This is a genomic window from Enterobacter dykesii, assembly GCF_008364625.2.
In the GTDB taxonomy this organism is placed as follows: domain Bacteria; phylum Pseudomonadota; class Gammaproteobacteria; order Enterobacterales; family Enterobacteriaceae; genus Enterobacter; species Enterobacter dykesii.
In genome coordinates this window covers 2,380,757-2,395,092 of sequence record NZ_CP126604.1, presented here as the reverse complement: position 1 = coordinate 2,395,092, position 14,336 = coordinate 2,380,757, and the positions used below count along the sequence as shown (strand labels likewise).

12 protein-coding genes are annotated in these 14,336 nt (G+C 55.5%); 6 read left to right on the top strand and 6 right to left on the bottom strand.

Going from position 1 to position 14,336, the window contains the following annotated elements:
- Positions 1-4 precede the first annotated feature (4 nt).
- Positions 5-1,345 (bottom strand): SrfA family protein, encoded by a 1,341-nt coding sequence (locus F0320_RS11495; RefSeq protein WP_126328632.1) that lies wholly within the window; start codon positions 1,343-1,345, stop codon positions 5-7.
- Positions 1,346-1,628: 283 nt separating this feature from the next.
- Between F0320_RS11495 and F0320_RS11490 the strand changes: the two genes are divergently transcribed.
- Together F0320_RS11490 and F0320_RS11485 are read left to right on the top strand one after the other, a co-directional pair.
- The gene (locus F0320_RS11490; protein ID WP_126328631.1) at positions 1,629-3,227 is read left to right on the top strand and encodes an ABC transporter substrate-binding protein; all 1,599 of its coding nucleotides are present in this window, start codon (positions 1,629-1,631) and stop codon (positions 3,225-3,227) included.
- A 55-nt stretch (positions 3,228-3,282) separates the two neighbouring features.
- Positions 3,283-3,516, top strand: a complete 234-nt coding sequence (locus F0320_RS11485; RefSeq protein ID WP_126328630.1) for a YdcY family protein — start codon at positions 3,283-3,285, stop codon at positions 3,514-3,516.
- Between the two features lie 3 nt (positions 3,517-3,519).
- Here F0320_RS11485 and F0320_RS11480 read toward each other — a convergent pair whose 3' ends face one another.
- Both F0320_RS11480 and F0320_RS11475 read right to left on the bottom strand, forming a co-directional pair.
- Positions 3,520-3,969 carry a DMT family transporter gene (locus tag F0320_RS11480; protein ID WP_032656841.1) on the bottom strand — a complete coding sequence of 150 codons (450 nt, stop codon included), beginning with the start codon at positions 3,967-3,969 and terminating at the stop codon, positions 3,520-3,522.
- Positions 3,966-4,484, bottom strand: coding sequence for a GNAT family N-acetyltransferase (locus F0320_RS11475; protein ID WP_063408838.1), 519 nt, complete (start codon positions 4,482-4,484; stop codon positions 3,966-3,968). The genes F0320_RS11480 and F0320_RS11475 overlap by 4 nt, the downstream gene beginning before the upstream one ends.
- Positions 4,485-4,632: 148 nt before the next feature.
- Here F0320_RS11475 and F0320_RS11470 point away from each other — a divergent pair, with 148 nt between their 5' ends.
- The 3 genes from F0320_RS11470 to F0320_RS11460 all read left to right on the top strand — a co-directional run bounded on the left by F0320_RS11470 (position 4,633) and on the right by F0320_RS11460 (position 7,237).
- Positions 4,633-5,208: a helix-turn-helix domain-containing protein gene (locus tag F0320_RS11470; RefSeq protein WP_032643265.1), complete on the top strand. Its 576-nt coding sequence runs from the start codon at positions 4,633-4,635 to the stop codon at positions 5,206-5,208.
- Between the two features lie 65 nt (positions 5,209-5,273).
- On the top strand, positions 5,274-6,314 hold the full coding sequence (locus F0320_RS11465) for an NADP-dependent oxidoreductase (RefSeq protein ID WP_126328629.1): 1,041 nt from the start codon (positions 5,274-5,276) through the stop codon (positions 6,312-6,314).
- Positions 6,315-6,568: 254 nt separating this feature from the next.
- Positions 6,569-7,237 (top strand): GntR family transcriptional regulator, encoded by a 669-nt coding sequence (locus F0320_RS11460; RefSeq protein WP_126328628.1) that lies wholly within the window; start codon positions 6,569-6,571, stop codon positions 7,235-7,237.
- Between the two features lie 119 nt (positions 7,238-7,356).
- On the opposite strand, the gene pqqU is transcribed toward F0320_RS11460, so the two are convergent.
- Complete coding sequence (gene pqqU, locus F0320_RS11455) at positions 7,357-9,471, bottom strand: TonB-dependent receptor PqqU (RefSeq protein ID WP_149323785.1); 2,115 nt, start codon at positions 9,469-9,471, stop codon at positions 7,357-7,359.
- A 242-nt stretch (positions 9,472-9,713) separates the two neighbouring features.
- Here pqqU and F0320_RS11450 point away from each other — a divergent pair, with 242 nt between their 5' ends.
- On the top strand, positions 9,714-10,775 hold the full coding sequence (locus F0320_RS11450; RefSeq protein ID WP_126328626.1) for a YncE family protein: 1,062 nt from the start codon (positions 9,714-9,716) through the stop codon (positions 10,773-10,775).
- A 50-nt stretch (positions 10,776-10,825) separates the two neighbouring features.
- Here the strand turns inward: F0320_RS11450 and ansP are convergent, their stop codons facing one another.
- Together ansP and F0320_RS11440 are read right to left on the bottom strand one after the other, a co-directional pair.
- On the bottom strand, positions 10,826-12,322 hold the full coding sequence (gene ansP, locus F0320_RS11445; protein ID WP_047651051.1) for an L-asparagine permease: 1,497 nt from the start codon (positions 12,320-12,322) through the stop codon (positions 10,826-10,828).
- A 380-nt stretch (positions 12,323-12,702) separates the two neighbouring features.
- Positions 12,703-14,238, bottom strand: a complete 1,536-nt coding sequence (locus tag F0320_RS11440) for a methyl-accepting chemotaxis protein (RefSeq protein ID WP_126328625.1) — start codon at positions 14,236-14,238, stop codon at positions 12,703-12,705.
- Positions 14,239-14,336 lie beyond the last annotated feature (98 nt).

Below are 14,336 nucleotides of genomic sequence, written 5' to 3'. Positions count from 1 at the left end.
AGGATCAGGCACCTGCTTTCTTGAACGTCAGTGGAACGACGGTATTGGCATCATAACGGGCGCGACATTCTGCGATATCGCTGGCGCCTGCTTTACAGGCAACCTCCGGCATCGGGTAGCGGGAGCCGTCGGTGCAGCGGGCAGTACCGCGACTTTTAATCATCAGCTCGCCGTTGCTGTGCAGGCCGGAGAACACTTCCGCGCGGCAGACAACGTTGTCGCCATGGACAACCCGGGCGAAGCCTTTATTGTTCTGGATCTGATAGCGCATTGACGGCGGCTTGCCGGTGACCGGATCTTTCACGTCGAGAACCGCACGCCAGGTACCGTTCAGGAAACGCGTCGATCCCGCTTTTACCTGATTCGCTTCCATCACCATGGCGTCTTTCGGGATGGCGACAATCACCACCGGGGCAGGCTGTGGCGCAGGCGCAGGCTCTTTTTCTTTGCTTGCCAGGACCTCTGCCTGATGCAGCGGTAGTTTCATGGCCAGCGGCTCAACCGCTTTGATCGGCTTTGGTGCAATCTCTACGGGCTGAGGTGCGGGCGCCGGGGCGGGCTCAGCGGAAGGGGACTGTTTTGGCCACATCAGCGGCGCGGCAACGGCGGCAACGATCGCGACGGCAACCGGCAGCGTCCACAGGGGAACGCGACGTTTTTTCACGACTATCGGCACAGCCGGTTCCTGAACGGGTTGCGCAACGGCCGATGCCGGCTCCGGCTCATACAGTTCTTCCGGCGTGATGCGCACCACCGTGGAAGGGGCGATCAGCGGCTCGTCGGCGTGTTCAAAGGCCACAACCGGTTCTGGCTCAGGCTCGGGTTCAGGATCTTCAATCACAACGGGGGCGGGCTCAGGGACCAGCGATTCACGCAGGCAGTCGAGAACATCGTCGCGCGCATTTTCGTTCAGGTTTACAAACCCCCAGAAGCTGATGACCGGCTTTCCGTCCACCAGGAAGAGGAAGTTTTCACCCGGGAACTGAAACGCCTTTGACAGCAGAGAGCCAAAAAGCTGCTGCGCGGTTTTGGGCGACTGGAGGCATTTCTTGCTTAATGACTCGACGCTGGCGAGCGTGTTTTCCAGGTAGCGCAGGGCGCGATAACGGTCATCCTCATCGGCCGCTTTCCAGCTGGTTACGCTCCCTTCAACAGGGGAATACCAGTCCACGCGGTCACCGCTGTCGTTGACCTGAGGAATAGCCAGACAGTCGACGATGGCCTGTTGTTTGCGCAACCGGAGCGCTTCCCTGATTTGTAACGCTGATTCAAAAACGGCTTGTCCGCCGCCGCCAACGGCCTGAAAGTCATCCAGGTTACCGCTGCGTAAAAGAGTTTTTGCCACGATTTGATCCCATATACTTCTTCACACCGTTACTTTAACGAAACGAGGAAGCAACCAAACGGGGGAAGAGACGCTAAAAGGGCCGATTTCTTGCGGCATAGAAACTGACGGTTGTGCTTGACGAATAACGGCCCTTAAGGCAAATCACCTTTTCGGGCGCTGGCTGTTAAAACAGCAAAAAACGCGGCTTTAGAATAACCTGATAGTGTTTCGTTATTTGCCAGGTCATATCGCCTGTGCTGTTATTACTGTCTTATATAATAAAACTGTCAGGGTTATAACCATGTCTACAGGGAAAACACTGCTCGCCCTCGCGCTGAGCACTCTTTTACCAGCCGGTGCCGCATGGGCGGCGAACAACGACACCCTTATTTACTGTTCTGAAGCGTCCCCCGAGTCCTTCAACCCGCAAATCGCCAGCTCTGGCCCGTCTTTCGTGGCCAGCTCTCAGGTACTGTACAACCGCCTGATCAATTTCGACCCGGTAAAAAACACCCCGGTACCGTCGCTGGCGGAGTCCTGGACGATTTCACCGGACGGTAAGACGTATACCTTTGCCCTGCGCAAAGGGGTGAAGTTCAACAGCAATAAATACTTCAAACCGACGCGCGACTTTAATGCCGATGACGTTATTTTCTCGGTTATGCGTCAGAAAGACCCTAAACACCCGTATCACAACGTGTCGCAGGGCAACTACGAATACTTTAACGATGTCGGGCTCGATAAGCTGATTCAGGACGTGAAAAAGGTCGATGATTATCACGTTCAGTTCACCCTCAGCGAGCCCAACGCCGCGTTTCTGGCCGACTGGGGGATGGATTTCGCCTCTATTCTCTCCGCCGAATACGCCGACGCGATGCTGAAAAAAGGCACGCCTGAAAACGTAGACACCTGGCCGATTGGTACCGGGCCTTATGTCCTGCAGCAGTACAAAGTGGATTCGTTGATTCGCTATGTTGCTAACCCGAACTACTGGGATGGCGCGGTGCCGACCAAACACCTGATCTTCTCCATTACCCCTAACGTGGAGACCCGTCTGGCGAAGCTGCAGACCAACGAGTGTCAAATCATTCCTGCACCGTCCCCGGTTCAGTTTGACGTGATTAAAAAGAACAAAGATTTGACGCTGCACTCTGTCGATGCGCTGAACGTCGGCTATCTGGCGTTTAACACCGAGAAAAAACCGTTTGATAACGTGCTGGTGCGCCAGGCGCTTAACTACGCAACCGACAAGAAGGCTATAGTCAATGCGGTCTTTATGGGTTCCGGTACGGTGGCAAAATCGCCGATCCCGCCAAATATGCTGGGCTTTAATAAAGACCTGAAAGACTACAGCTACGATCCAGAAAAAGCGAAAGCGCTGCTAAAGCAGGCGGGGCTGGAGAAGGGGGCGGAAGTCACGCTGTGGTCAATGCCGGTTCAGCGTCCGTATAACCCGAACTCGCGTCGTATCGCGGAGATGATCCAGAGCGACTGGGCGAAAGTCGGCGTGAAGGCCAAAATTGTCTCTTACGAGTGGGGCGAATATCTCTCCGGGATGCGTAAAGGCGAACATGACTCCGCGCTGTTTGGCTGGATGTCCGATAACGGCGACCCGGACAACTTTGCCGACGTGCTGCTGGGCTGCAACAGCATTAAAACTGGATCAAACGCCGCGCGCTGGTGCGATAAGGGTTATGATGCACTGGTTCAAAAAGCGAAGCTGACCAGCAGCCCGGCCGAGCGTGCGAAACTCTACGGCCAGGCGCAAGAGATTTTCTACCAGCAGGCGCCCTGGATCGCACTGGCAAACGGGAAAACGTTCTATGCGACCCGCAGCAACGTGACGGGATACAGCGTAAGCCTGATGGGCAGCGATTTCTCTAAGGCGAAGCTGAACTAAGCGTTTTATTGCCCGGTACGGCGTAGCGCCACCGGGCTCATAACAAGGAGTGACAATGTCACATTTAAACGACGTTACCGCCCTGGTGGATGCCGCCATTGAAGAGGGCATCATCACCCATATGAATGAACTGCTGATCGAATTAAGTGATGATGCAGAGCTGAGCCGGGAAGATCGCTATACCCAGCAGCAGCGCCTGCGTACCGCGATTTCGCATCACGGCAAGCAGCATAAAGAGGAGATGGACGCGCGTGAGGAACAGCTGACCAAAGGCGGTACCATACTGTAACGATCAAAACTGGCGTCGCGCCACCAGCCAGGCTCCCACCACCAGCATCACCGCGCCGCATACCGGGCCAATCAGGGCGCGGAGCGGAATGCCGTTGCTTCTCAGCACGTCCATCACCAGCCCGCCGATGAGCTGGCTTGCCACCAGCACGGCGATGGTCGTCGCCGCGCCAACGTTCTGATACCCGCTGATGCTGGCAAACACGAAAAACGACCCCAGTAGCCCCGGGATGAGCGTCCACCAGCGTACCGTTGCGGCCAGCTCGCTAAACCCGGCGACGCCCTGTTTCAGCAGCAGAATGCTGACAAACAGCACAATGCCGACCAGGGAATTCAGTAGCATCGCGATAAGAATGGTGGAAGAGGACTGGGTGATACGCACCATTAAGGTGTTTTGCACCACCAGGCCAATGCCCGCCGCCACCAGAAACGCCAGGGTCAGGGATTGATTCATGGGATGGCGTCCGGATCGCTGCGCTCGTCCAGCTGCAGCTGCATAAAGGTTAAGTCCAGCCAGCGGCCAAACTTGGTTCCCACCTGCGGCATCTGCCCCGTGGTGACAAAACCCAGCGTTTCATGGAGATGAATCGAGGCATGGTTTTGCGCTTCAATACCGGCCACCATCACGTGTTTACCGATGGCGCGGGCCTCGTTTATCAGCGCGATCATCAGCGTGCGGCCAATGCCTTTGCCCTGATGGTCCGGGTGGACGTAGACAGAATGCTCAACCGTATGACGGAAACCGTCGAAGGCGCGCCAGTCGCCGAAAGAGGCGTAACCGGTGATCGCACCGTCTTCCTCACTCACCAGAACCGGGTAACCCGCGAGCGTGCGCGCCTCAAACCAGGCGATTCGGTTATCGGTATCGACGGTTTTATCGTTCCAGATCGCGGCAGTATGCAGCACCGCGTGGTTGTAGATTTCGCCTATCGCAGCGCAGTCTTCCTTGCAGGCATGACGAACGATCATGATTAACCCTCTGTGTGTTGTTCACTATAGTATTACGCGGTAGCTACGATATTACACAACTGTTCTGCCCGATCGCTACGGCATAAGCCATATTTTTTTGTTATCAAAAGCCCATTGAAATGCCGTTCATACACTATAGTATGACGTCATGAACACCATAACAGACACAATGAATCAACGGATTAGCGCAAGAATTCGCCTTGAACGCGAGTCTCGCGGATGGTCTCTGAGCGAGCTTGCTGACCGGGCAGGGGTCTCGCGCGCGATGATCCACAAGATTGAACGTGGAGACAGCAGCCCGACAGCCACCTTGCTCGCCCGCCTGTCCGGCGCGTTTGGCATCAGCATGTCCACGCTGATTGCCCGGGCCGAAATGCAGGAAGGCAAGCTGCTGCGCCTTGCCAACCAGCCCGTCTGGCGTGACCCTCAGACGCACTACCTCCGCCGCCATGTTTCTCCCCGCACCGATTTGCCCATCGACCTTGTTCAGGTTGAACTGCCTGCGGGCAGCGATGTTCCGATGCCTGCATCTTCTTACGCGCTGGCACGTCAGCTTATCTGGCTTCAGTCCGGCGAGCTGGTGTTTCAGGAGGGCGATACGCGCCACGAGATGCACGCCGGAGACTGTCTCGAGCTGGGGCCGCCAAATGACTGCCGGTTCATCAACGAAACGAATGAACCCTGCATCTATCTGGTTGTACGGCTTAACCAGTCTGGCTCGTAATGCTAATGCGATAACGCCATTCGTGAGCCAGGCTGTAATGACATTTGTACCAGAAGGAGATCCCGATGAATCAACCTGTTTCACAAAATCGCCGCTGGGTACTGGCCTCCCGTCCTCAGGGTGCGCCGGTGGCGGAAAATTTTCGTCTGGAAACGCAGCCTGTTCCCGCCCCTGGTGAGGGGCAGCTTTTGCTGCGTACCGTCTGGCTGTCGCTGGACCCGTACATGCGGGGCCGCATGAGCGATGCGCCATCCTATTCCCCTCCGGTTGAGATTGGCGCGGTGATGGTGGGGGGAACGGTCAGTCGCGTTGAGCAGTCGAATCATCCCGAGTTCAAAGCCGGGGAGTGGGTGCTGGGATACAGCGGCTGGCAGGAATATGAACTCTCGGACGGCAGCGGCCTGGTGAAGCTGGGCGAAAATCTCTCTCATCCTTCCTGGGCGCTGGGTATTCTGGGTATGCCGGGCTTTACCGCCTATATGGGATTGCTGGATATCGGGCAACCAAAAGCGGGTGAAACGCTGGTGGTCGCCGCGGCAACAGGCCCGGTGGGCGCGACCGTCGGGCAGATCGGCAAAATCAAAGGTTGCCGGGTGGTTGGCGTCGCCGGTGGGGCTGAAAAATGCCGCCATGCCGTTGAGGTCCTCGGGTTTGACCTGTGTCTGGATCACCACGCGGCGGACTTTGCCGAACAGCTGAAACGCGCCTGCCCGAAAGGAATTGATGTCTATTATGAAAACGTCGGCGGGAAGGTATTTGACGCCGTACTGCCGTTACTGAATACCTCCGCGCGCGTGCCGGTGTGCGGCCTGGTGAGCGGCTACAATGCGACGGGCCTGCCAGAAGGGCCGGATCGCCTGCCGCTCCTGATGGCAACCATCCTGAAGAAACGCATTCGTATGCAGGGCTTTATCATCGGCCAGGATTACGGTCACCGCATTGAGGAGTTCCAGGAGGCGATGGGAGGCTGGGTGCAGGAGGGCAAAATTCACTATCGCGAACAGATAACGGACGGGCTGGAGAACGCGCCCGAGGCGCTGATTGGCCTGCTCGAAGGGCGTAACTTCGGCAAAGTCGTGATTCGCGTCGCGAGCGACAATAAATAAACAGCACTATGGCGGGGTTTCCCGCCATATTTATTTGTGAAGATACGATATATTGTCTTTAATTAATGGACATGGCATTTCGCGCCCGCATCCCGGATGGGCCCGGAACCAATAAAAAAACAAATTTTGCTTTCTTGATGTTTTTACGTACTTCCCACCACCAGGCATAACGATACAGGATATATCGGGCCGGCGTCGTTTTATTAAAACTGGCGTTTAAAAATAGCATTAAGTTTTAGCTACAGGAATTTCACATGCTTGATTTGGATCACTTAGAAAAAGCCCAAAGGGTTAGCCTTACCATGCAGGTTGAACACAGTTTGAAAGGGGCGTTAATAACAGGCTCCCTAAAACCAGGAGCACGACTGATTACAAAAGAGATCGCCGATAAATTAGGCACCAGTATTACCCCTGTTCGCGAGGCGCTTTTGCGCCTGGTGTCATCAGGGGCGTTACACGCCACGCCGGCGCAGGCATTTCTGGTTCCGGAGGTCACGCTGGAGCGCTATAACGAGATTAACGCCATCCGCAAACAGCTTGAGCCGATGGCGGTCGCCGCAGCCTGTCATAATATGTCTGATAGCAAACTGGAGGCGTTGCGCAAATTGTCGGATGCCTTTCATGAGGCCATGCGCAACGGGAACGTCCAGCAGGCACTGCATGCGAATCGCGTCTTCCGGTTCACGCTTTATCAGTATGCGGAAATGCCTACGCTTAATGCATTAATTGAGCAGCTGTGGGTGCGCATCGGGCCCTGTATGAACTATCTGCATCAGGAGCTTAACGACATCAAAGCCTCGACATATCACTATGAAGAACTCCTTTCCGCCCTTGAGCGAAGAGATGCTGTTGCCTGCCAGAAGGCGATTGATAAGGTGATTGATGAAGCGAATTTGCTTTTACAGCGACAATATTTTAACTAAGCGATTATTTAACAGAGCGACTATATATCACCCCTAATTATTTATCTGGTGAATAACTCCTGATGGCTTATTGCCATCAGGAGCGTTATTTCATTAATAAGATAAACTTTTCTTTTCGCTTACTCGAAGCGATAAGAGACCGACAGCCCGACCCCGTAGTTACGGCCTGGTGCAGGCTCGTAATAACGACCGTTAGACTCGTTGACAATAACCGAGCCCGCGTACTCTTTATCGAACAGGTTATCGACGCGGCCAAAGACGTCCATGCCCCAGTTGCCGTAGTTAAACTTATACCCGGTATTTAGCCCGACTACCGTATACGACGGCGCTTTCGCCGTATTCTCGTCGTCGGCCATGATATCGCTCATGTAGCGCACGTCTGAACCCGCGTACCAGCCTTCCTCCGGCTGCCAGCCAAACGAGGCGTAACCCATGTTGCGGGCGATACCAGGCATCCGGTTACCGTTGCAGTCTGTGTCGCTGCAGACGTTAGTCCGGTAGGTGGCATCCAGGTAAGTCCACGCCATCTTCAGCTTCCAGTTCTCGGCAAACTGCTGGTCGAGGGAGACTTCCACCCCCTGACGACGGGTTTTACCGGCATTTTTATAGCTGGTACGCCCGCCAGAGCTGGCATCTACCACGATCTCATCATCCGTATCGGTGCGGAACAGCGCTGCGGTCAGGAGGCCATTGCCGATGCGGGTTTTGCTGCCCACTTCATACGTGTTGTTGGTGGACGGCTGCAGGCCGATGTTCAGGCCGCCCTGGTTATCGGTGCGATAGGACAGCTCGTTGATGGTTGGCGTTTCGAACCCACGCCCTGCGGCAGCGTAGAGGTTCCATGCGTCCGTCACCGCATACTTAACGGAACCGGCCGGGAGCCACTTGTGATAGCTCGCGTCACCGCTGTCGTCACCGTTGCCCGGCGTAACGTAATGGTCGTTGGAATCAAACCACACCGAGCTGTAGCGGACTCCCGCATCCACCGACAGTTTCTGCGTCAGCTGCCAGCTGGTTTGCAGGTAAGGGTCAACGTTCCACATCAGGTTACGTTCGTTTCGACGCTTATCACCCTTCACGCCGTAATCCGGCACGCCGTTGTTCATCACGAAGTTCTCGTATCCGCGACGATCTTCGCTCATGTTTTCGTAGTTCAGGCCGGTAGTAAAGGTCACCGGCACCAGCAGCTCGCCACGGTGCGTCCAGCGGGTATCGATACCCTGATAATGACGCTGCATATCAATCACGCCGCCGGAGTGGGAGGCTTTCAGCTGCGGCTGATACGGAATCGACTGGTACTGCGTCATTTCACGCTCGCCGGCGTACATCATCACGCTGAGGTCGTCCTGAGTGCTGAGCTGACGATCGTAGCGCAGGCCTGCCTGGGTCTGCTTGATGGTCTTGCGGGTATTGTACTGATCGCCGCGTGGAGACTGACGCGGATTGTTCTGCCACTCCTGATAGCTCAGCCCGCCCGGATCGTTGGCCTTCATGTCCACGCTGTTGAAAATCAGCGTCAGCTTGCTCGCGTCGTCAATGCGCACGCCCAGCTTAGCATTGGCCAGATTCTTCCGCGCGCCGCTGTGGTCGCGGTAGCCTTTGGTGGTGAAACGGGTGGTGGAAACGGTGTAATCCACATCGCCCGCGTGGGTGCCGTCACCCATCGCGCCGGTGGCTTTCATGCCGTAGCGCCAGGTACCGTAGCTGCCGTAATAGCTGCTGGCTTCAATGGTCGGCGGCTGCTGCCCGGTCTGGGTGTTGATGTTAATCACGCCGCCGGAGGCGTTGCCGTACAGGGCAGAGAAGGGGCCGCGCAGCACTTCAACGCTCTCCACGCTGGAGAGATCGATGTTGGAGGTCTGGCCCTGTCCGTCCGGCATGGTGGCTGGGATACCGTCGACATACATACGGATACCACGCACGCCAAACGTTGAGCGGGCACCAAACCCGCGCATTGAAAGCTGGAGATCCTGGGCATAGTTCTGGCGGTTCTGGATTTGCAGTCCCGGGACGCTGCCAAGAGATTCAGACAGGTTGATGCGCGGCGCGGCGTGGCGCATGTCATCGCCATTGACGACGCTGACCGCGGCCGGGGTATCCAGCTCCGATACGGTTTGCGGCGTGGCGCTGACGATCATGGTCTGTTCCTCCGCGCTCAACGCGGTGAGCGGCGCAAGAATAACGGGAACCAGCAGCAGCGGGAGAGAGGCCTTACGGGCAGAAATGATTTTCATGAATAAAACCGGTTGTGGTGTATAAACGAACCAAATGGAACATGTCCATACATGTTAAAGGTTTTGTAAATGTTTTGAAAACTATAACCGCACATTGCGTTAATGAAAGGCGAAGCGTGAAAGAAAAACTCCACATTCAGTTCATTAATGATTACTATTCTCATTATCAAAAGGCAATGCCATGACGTTGTCTGCCGGAAGTGATGTCAGCGGAACCCCCTCTTTTCAGAAAAGGAATTGTTATGTCTTTACGTCATCTGTGCTCGCCGCGTCTGAGCCTGTCACTGCTGTCTGCCACTTTACTGCTTGCCGGGACGTTCCAGGTACATGCCGCCGAAGAGGTGCTGCGTAAAGCGGTGGGCAAAGGGGCGTATGAAATGGCGGTCAGCCAGCAGGAGAATGCGCTGTGGGTGGCGACCTCGCAAAGCCGCAAAACCGATAAGGGCGGGGTTGTCTATCGCCTTGATCCGGTCACCCTGGACGTGACGCAGGCGATCCATAGCGATCTCAAGCCCTTTGGTGCCACCTTTGACAATGCGACCCAAACGTTGTGGTTCGGTAATACCATCAACGGTGCGGTGACGGCTATCGATGCGAAAACGGGCGACGTGAAAGGGCGTCTGGTTCTGGACGGGCGTCAACGCAGCGAAACCGTCAAACCGCTGCAGCCGCGCCAGCTGGTGGCGGATGACGCGAGCAACACGATTTACATCACCGGTGTCGGCAAAGAGAGCGTGATTTGGGTGGTGGATGGCGCCACGCTGAAGCTGAAAGAGACCATTGCCAATACCGGTACGTACAGCACCGGCCTGGCGCTGGATGCGCAGGCGAAACGTCTGTACACCACGAATGCAGACGGTGAGCTGGTGACGATTGATACGGCCACCAACAAAATCCTGAGCCGCAAAAAGGTGCAGGATGACGGTAAAGAGCATTTCTACCTGAACCTCAGCCTCGATACCGCCGGCCAGCGCGCGTTCCTGACCGATTCAAAACAGCCGGAAGTGCTGGTGGTGAGCCTGAAAGACGGCAGCGTGATCGAGAAAATTGCCGCGCCGGAATCGCTGGCGGTCCTGTTTAACCCTGCCCGCAATGAAGCCTATGTGACGCACCGTGAAGCCGGTAAGGTGAGCGTAATTGACGCGAAAACGTATAAAGTCACAAAAACCTTCGACACGCCGGTCTACCCGAACAGCCTGGCGCTCTCCGCGGATGGCAAAACCCTGTACGTGACGGTGAAACAAAAATCCACCCGCCAGCAGGAAGCCACCCTGCCTGACGACGTGATTCGTATCGCGCTGTAAATAAAAAAAGGGAAGGCATTTGCCTTCCCTTTTTAATGCTTACCGGATGCTTAACGCGAGGTTTCTTCCACCAGCGGTGCGTCGTGTTTCTCATCGTCGTGATGAACCGGCGCGGTGCTGTGGATCTCGTGAACGCGCTTACGCACGCCGAACCAGCCGGCAATCAGCAGTACCGCCAGCAGCGGAATCGTCGCAATGGTGTAGGTACCGTTCGGGTAGTCAAACGCCATCAGCACCAGCACGCTGAACAGGAACAGCAGGGTGAGCCAGGAGGTCACCGGTGCGCCCGGCATCTTGAAGCTCACATCAGCCGCTTTGCCTTCTTTGATCGCTTTGCGCAGACGCATCTGGCAGACCACAATAAAGGCCCAGGAGGCGATAATCCCCAGTGCAGCGACGTTCAGAACGATCTCAAATACGCGGGACGGCACCAGATAGTTCAGGAACACGCCAAAAACGTAAACCACCAGCGTTGCCAGAATCCCCGCATAGGGAACCTGCTGCTTGCTCATCTTCGACATGAACTTCGGCGCGGAACCGCCCATCGACATGGAGCGCAGGATACGTCCGGTAGAGTAAAGACCGGAGTTCAGGCTGGAGAGCGCCGCCGTCAGGACCACGATGTTCATGATGCTGCCAACGTAAGGCACGCCCAGCTTAGAGAAGAAGGTCACAAACGGACTCTGACCTGCCTGATAGGCAGTCCACGGGAGCAGCAGAACCAGCAGCACTACGGAACCGACGTAGAACAGACCGATACGCCAGATCACGCTGTTAATGGCTTTTGGCACCATGGTCTGCGGATCTTTACATTCACCTGCTGCGGTGCCCACCAGTTCGATAGAGGCGAAGGCGAACACGACGCCCTGAACCAGGACCAGCGCAGGCAGCAGACCGTGCGGGAAGAATCCGCCGTTATCGGTTATCAGATGGAAGCCGGTGGCATTGCCGTCCAGCGGCTTGCCGCTGCCGAGGAAGACGGTACCTACGACCAGGAAAATCACGATGGCCAGCACTTTTACCAGCGCAAACCAGAACTCCATCTCCGCGAACCACTTCACGCCGATCATGTTCATAGTGCCGACAATCGCCAGCGCGCCAAGCGCAAAGACCCACTGCGGAACATCACCAAACGCGCCCCAGTAGTGCATATACAGCGCAACGGCGGTGATATCAACAATACCGGTCATCGCCCAGTTGACGAAGTACATCCAGCCCGCAACGTAGGCCGCTTTTTCGCCGAGGAATTCACGGGCGTAAGAGACGAAGCTTCCGCTGGAAGGGCGATGCAGTACCAGTTCGCCCAGCGCGCGTAGAATGAAGAAAGAGAAGATCCCGCACACCAGATAGACCAGGGCGAGAGCCGGGCCAGCCATCTGCAGGCGTGCACCCGCACCTAAAAACAGCCCCGTTCCGATAGCGCCGCCGATGGCGATCATTTGAACCTGACGGTTGCCCATCGCTTTGTGGTAGCCCTCTTCGTGGGAGTTCAACCAGCGACGTTTAGCAGCATGATGATCGGCTGCGCTTTTATTGCTTGTTTTCATTGAGTTACCTGTTTGCCTGTCTGAACCATTATCGTGATAGTCCTGCCTGGCAGAGCGCAATACAAACGATTGCTTCTGCGCAAACACATGTCGCCTTCCCAGTCATTCTGCGTATGGATAAGGCGAAACATGGCGAGGCATCCTACCTGCAATTCATAAGCGACGCAAAATATAACCGTGCCGAAAGTGATGCACGTCGAAGGAAATCGTGTGGTCAGAGCAGACGGCGATCACAACACGCTGAATCGTGATGACTTTTTAGACAAAACGGTCGGTAGCTTGATTATTTAATCATCAGAATCTCTTAATTATTACCAGGTGGTAAAGATTTTAACTGTTGCAGAGCATAAAAATGGCCCCAGGCTTCAAAACCCCAGCGGCTAACCGCCAAAAACGGCAATCGCCTGCTGCAGGCGCGTGGTGCGCTGCGTCAGGTGATTCGCCGCGTGAGTGACGTTATCCACCATCCCCGTATTGTTCTGAGTCATTGCGCCGATACGGGAGAGGGAGGCGTTGATGAGCGTCAGCGCCTGGGTTTGCTCCTGCGTGGCGTGGCCGATCTCCTTAATCAGGGAGGAGACCTGCAGCACGTTGTTAATCATGACCGTCAGCTGCGTTTCGGTCTGTTCCACTTTATCCACGCCAGCGTTGACGCTGCCGACATTTTTCTCAATCAGCACTTTGATCTCTTTCGCCGCCGTCGCGGAGTGCTGCGCAAGGTTGCGCACCTCGGCCGCCACCACGGCAAAACCGCGCCCGGCTTCACCTGCGCGCGCCGCTTCCACGGCAGCATTCAGCGCAAGAATGTTGGTCTGGAAGGCAATACGATCGATGACGCTGATAATATCGACGATCTGGCTGTTATCCTGCGACACGGATTGCATCATACCGATGGTCTCTTTCATCATCGCTTCACCGCGGTGGGCGCTGTCGCGGGTGCGATCCGCCATCTCCGTGGCTTCTTTCGCGGTTTCTGCCGTCTGCTTCACCGCGCTGGCGATCTCTTCCACTGCTGACGCGGTCTGCTGCAGGAAGTCTGCGGTCTCTTCTGAACGCGTCTGCAGCGCTGCACCTTCTTTCGCGACCTGCTGGCTGATGGTGCCAATCCCGCTGATTTGCGCCCCGACATCGTCAACCAGCGAATTGAGGTTCAAGCCTGATTGATTCACCAGGCGCATCATCAGCCCGATGTCATCGATCCTGTCAAAATGGTAATAGTCCGTTTTACGTCCTGAAACCACGCGCTGCATCTGTTGCACAATAGATTTTACCGGACGGGCGATCTGCGCATGAAGATAATAGGTCAGGGCAATAAACAGCAGCGCCAGACTTCCCGACTGCACAAGTTTATCAGGGAATAAATACACCGTGAGGCAGGAGAGTAACGCCGCCGTCGCAATACCCAGATGGATGCGTTTACTGGTGCTGAGACATTTAAAGAGCGACATAAACGAAAATAAATCGCGCCGAACCAGTAACCCTTTATAAAAGCGGTAATGTTTTAATTCGTTATTACGCACTTTTGCATACAGTTTCTCACTGGCCGCAATCTCTTCCCGTGCGGGTATATTTCGCACGGAAATATAGCCCGTCAGGGATCCGCTCTGCCAGACAGGCGTCACGTTAGCCCGCACCCAGTAGTGGTCGCCATTATGACGACGGTTCTTCACCAGCCCCGTCCAGGTCTCGCCTTGCTGCAGGGTATACCACATGTCGCCAAACGCTTCGGCAGGCATGTCGGGATGGCGGATGAGGTTATGCGGCTCACCCAGAAGATGTTCTTCTTTATATCCGCTGGCCTCAATAAAAGCGGAATTAGCATAGGTAATATGGCTTTTGGTATCGGTGGTCGACATTAACGTCGAACCATCGTTAAGTAAATACTCGTTTTGTGTAACGGGGGTGTTACGCCTCATGAGTAACTCCATGATGTTGTGCAAGAATAAAAAATGCCCGGAAAATGCTCCGGCAAGATGAGTTTGATTATTTTTATGTAACGGACTGCTGCATATTC

Excerpts from the sequence above, each read along its gene's own strand:
- F0320_RS11490 (WP_126328631.1), top strand. The coding sequence starts at position 1,629 with ATGTCTACAGGGAAAACACTGCTCGCCCTCGCGCTGAGCACTCTTTTA.
- F0320_RS11485 (WP_126328630.1), top strand. The coding sequence starts at position 3,283 with ATGTCACATTTAAACGACGTTACCGCCCTGGTGGATGCCGCCATTGAA.
- F0320_RS11480 (WP_032656841.1), bottom strand. The coding sequence starts at position 3,969 with ATGAATCAATCCCTGACCCTGGCGTTTCTGGTGGCGGCGGGCATTGGC.
- F0320_RS11475 (WP_063408838.1), bottom strand. The coding sequence starts at position 4,484 with ATGATCGTTCGTCATGCCTGCAAGGAAGACTGCGCTGCGATAGGCGAA.
- F0320_RS11470 (WP_032643265.1), top strand. The coding sequence starts at position 4,633 with ATGAACACCATAACAGACACAATGAATCAACGGATTAGCGCAAGAATT.
- F0320_RS11465 (WP_126328629.1), top strand. The coding sequence starts at position 5,274 with ATGAATCAACCTGTTTCACAAAATCGCCGCTGGGTACTGGCCTCCCGT.
- F0320_RS11460 (WP_126328628.1), top strand. The coding sequence starts at position 6,569 with ATGCTTGATTTGGATCACTTAGAAAAAGCCCAAAGGGTTAGCCTTACC.
- pqqU (WP_149323785.1), bottom strand. The coding sequence starts at position 9,471 with ATGAAAATCATTTCTGCCCGTAAGGCCTCTCTCCCGCTGCTGCTGGTT.
- F0320_RS11450 (WP_126328626.1), top strand. The coding sequence starts at position 9,714 with ATGTCTTTACGTCATCTGTGCTCGCCGCGTCTGAGCCTGTCACTGCTG.
- ansP (WP_047651051.1), bottom strand. The coding sequence starts at position 12,322 with ATGAAAACAAGCAATAAAAGCGCAGCCGATCATCATGCTGCTAAACGT.
- F0320_RS11440 (WP_126328625.1), bottom strand. The coding sequence starts at position 14,238 with ATGAGGCGTAACACCCCCGTTACACAAAACGAGTATTTACTTAACGAT.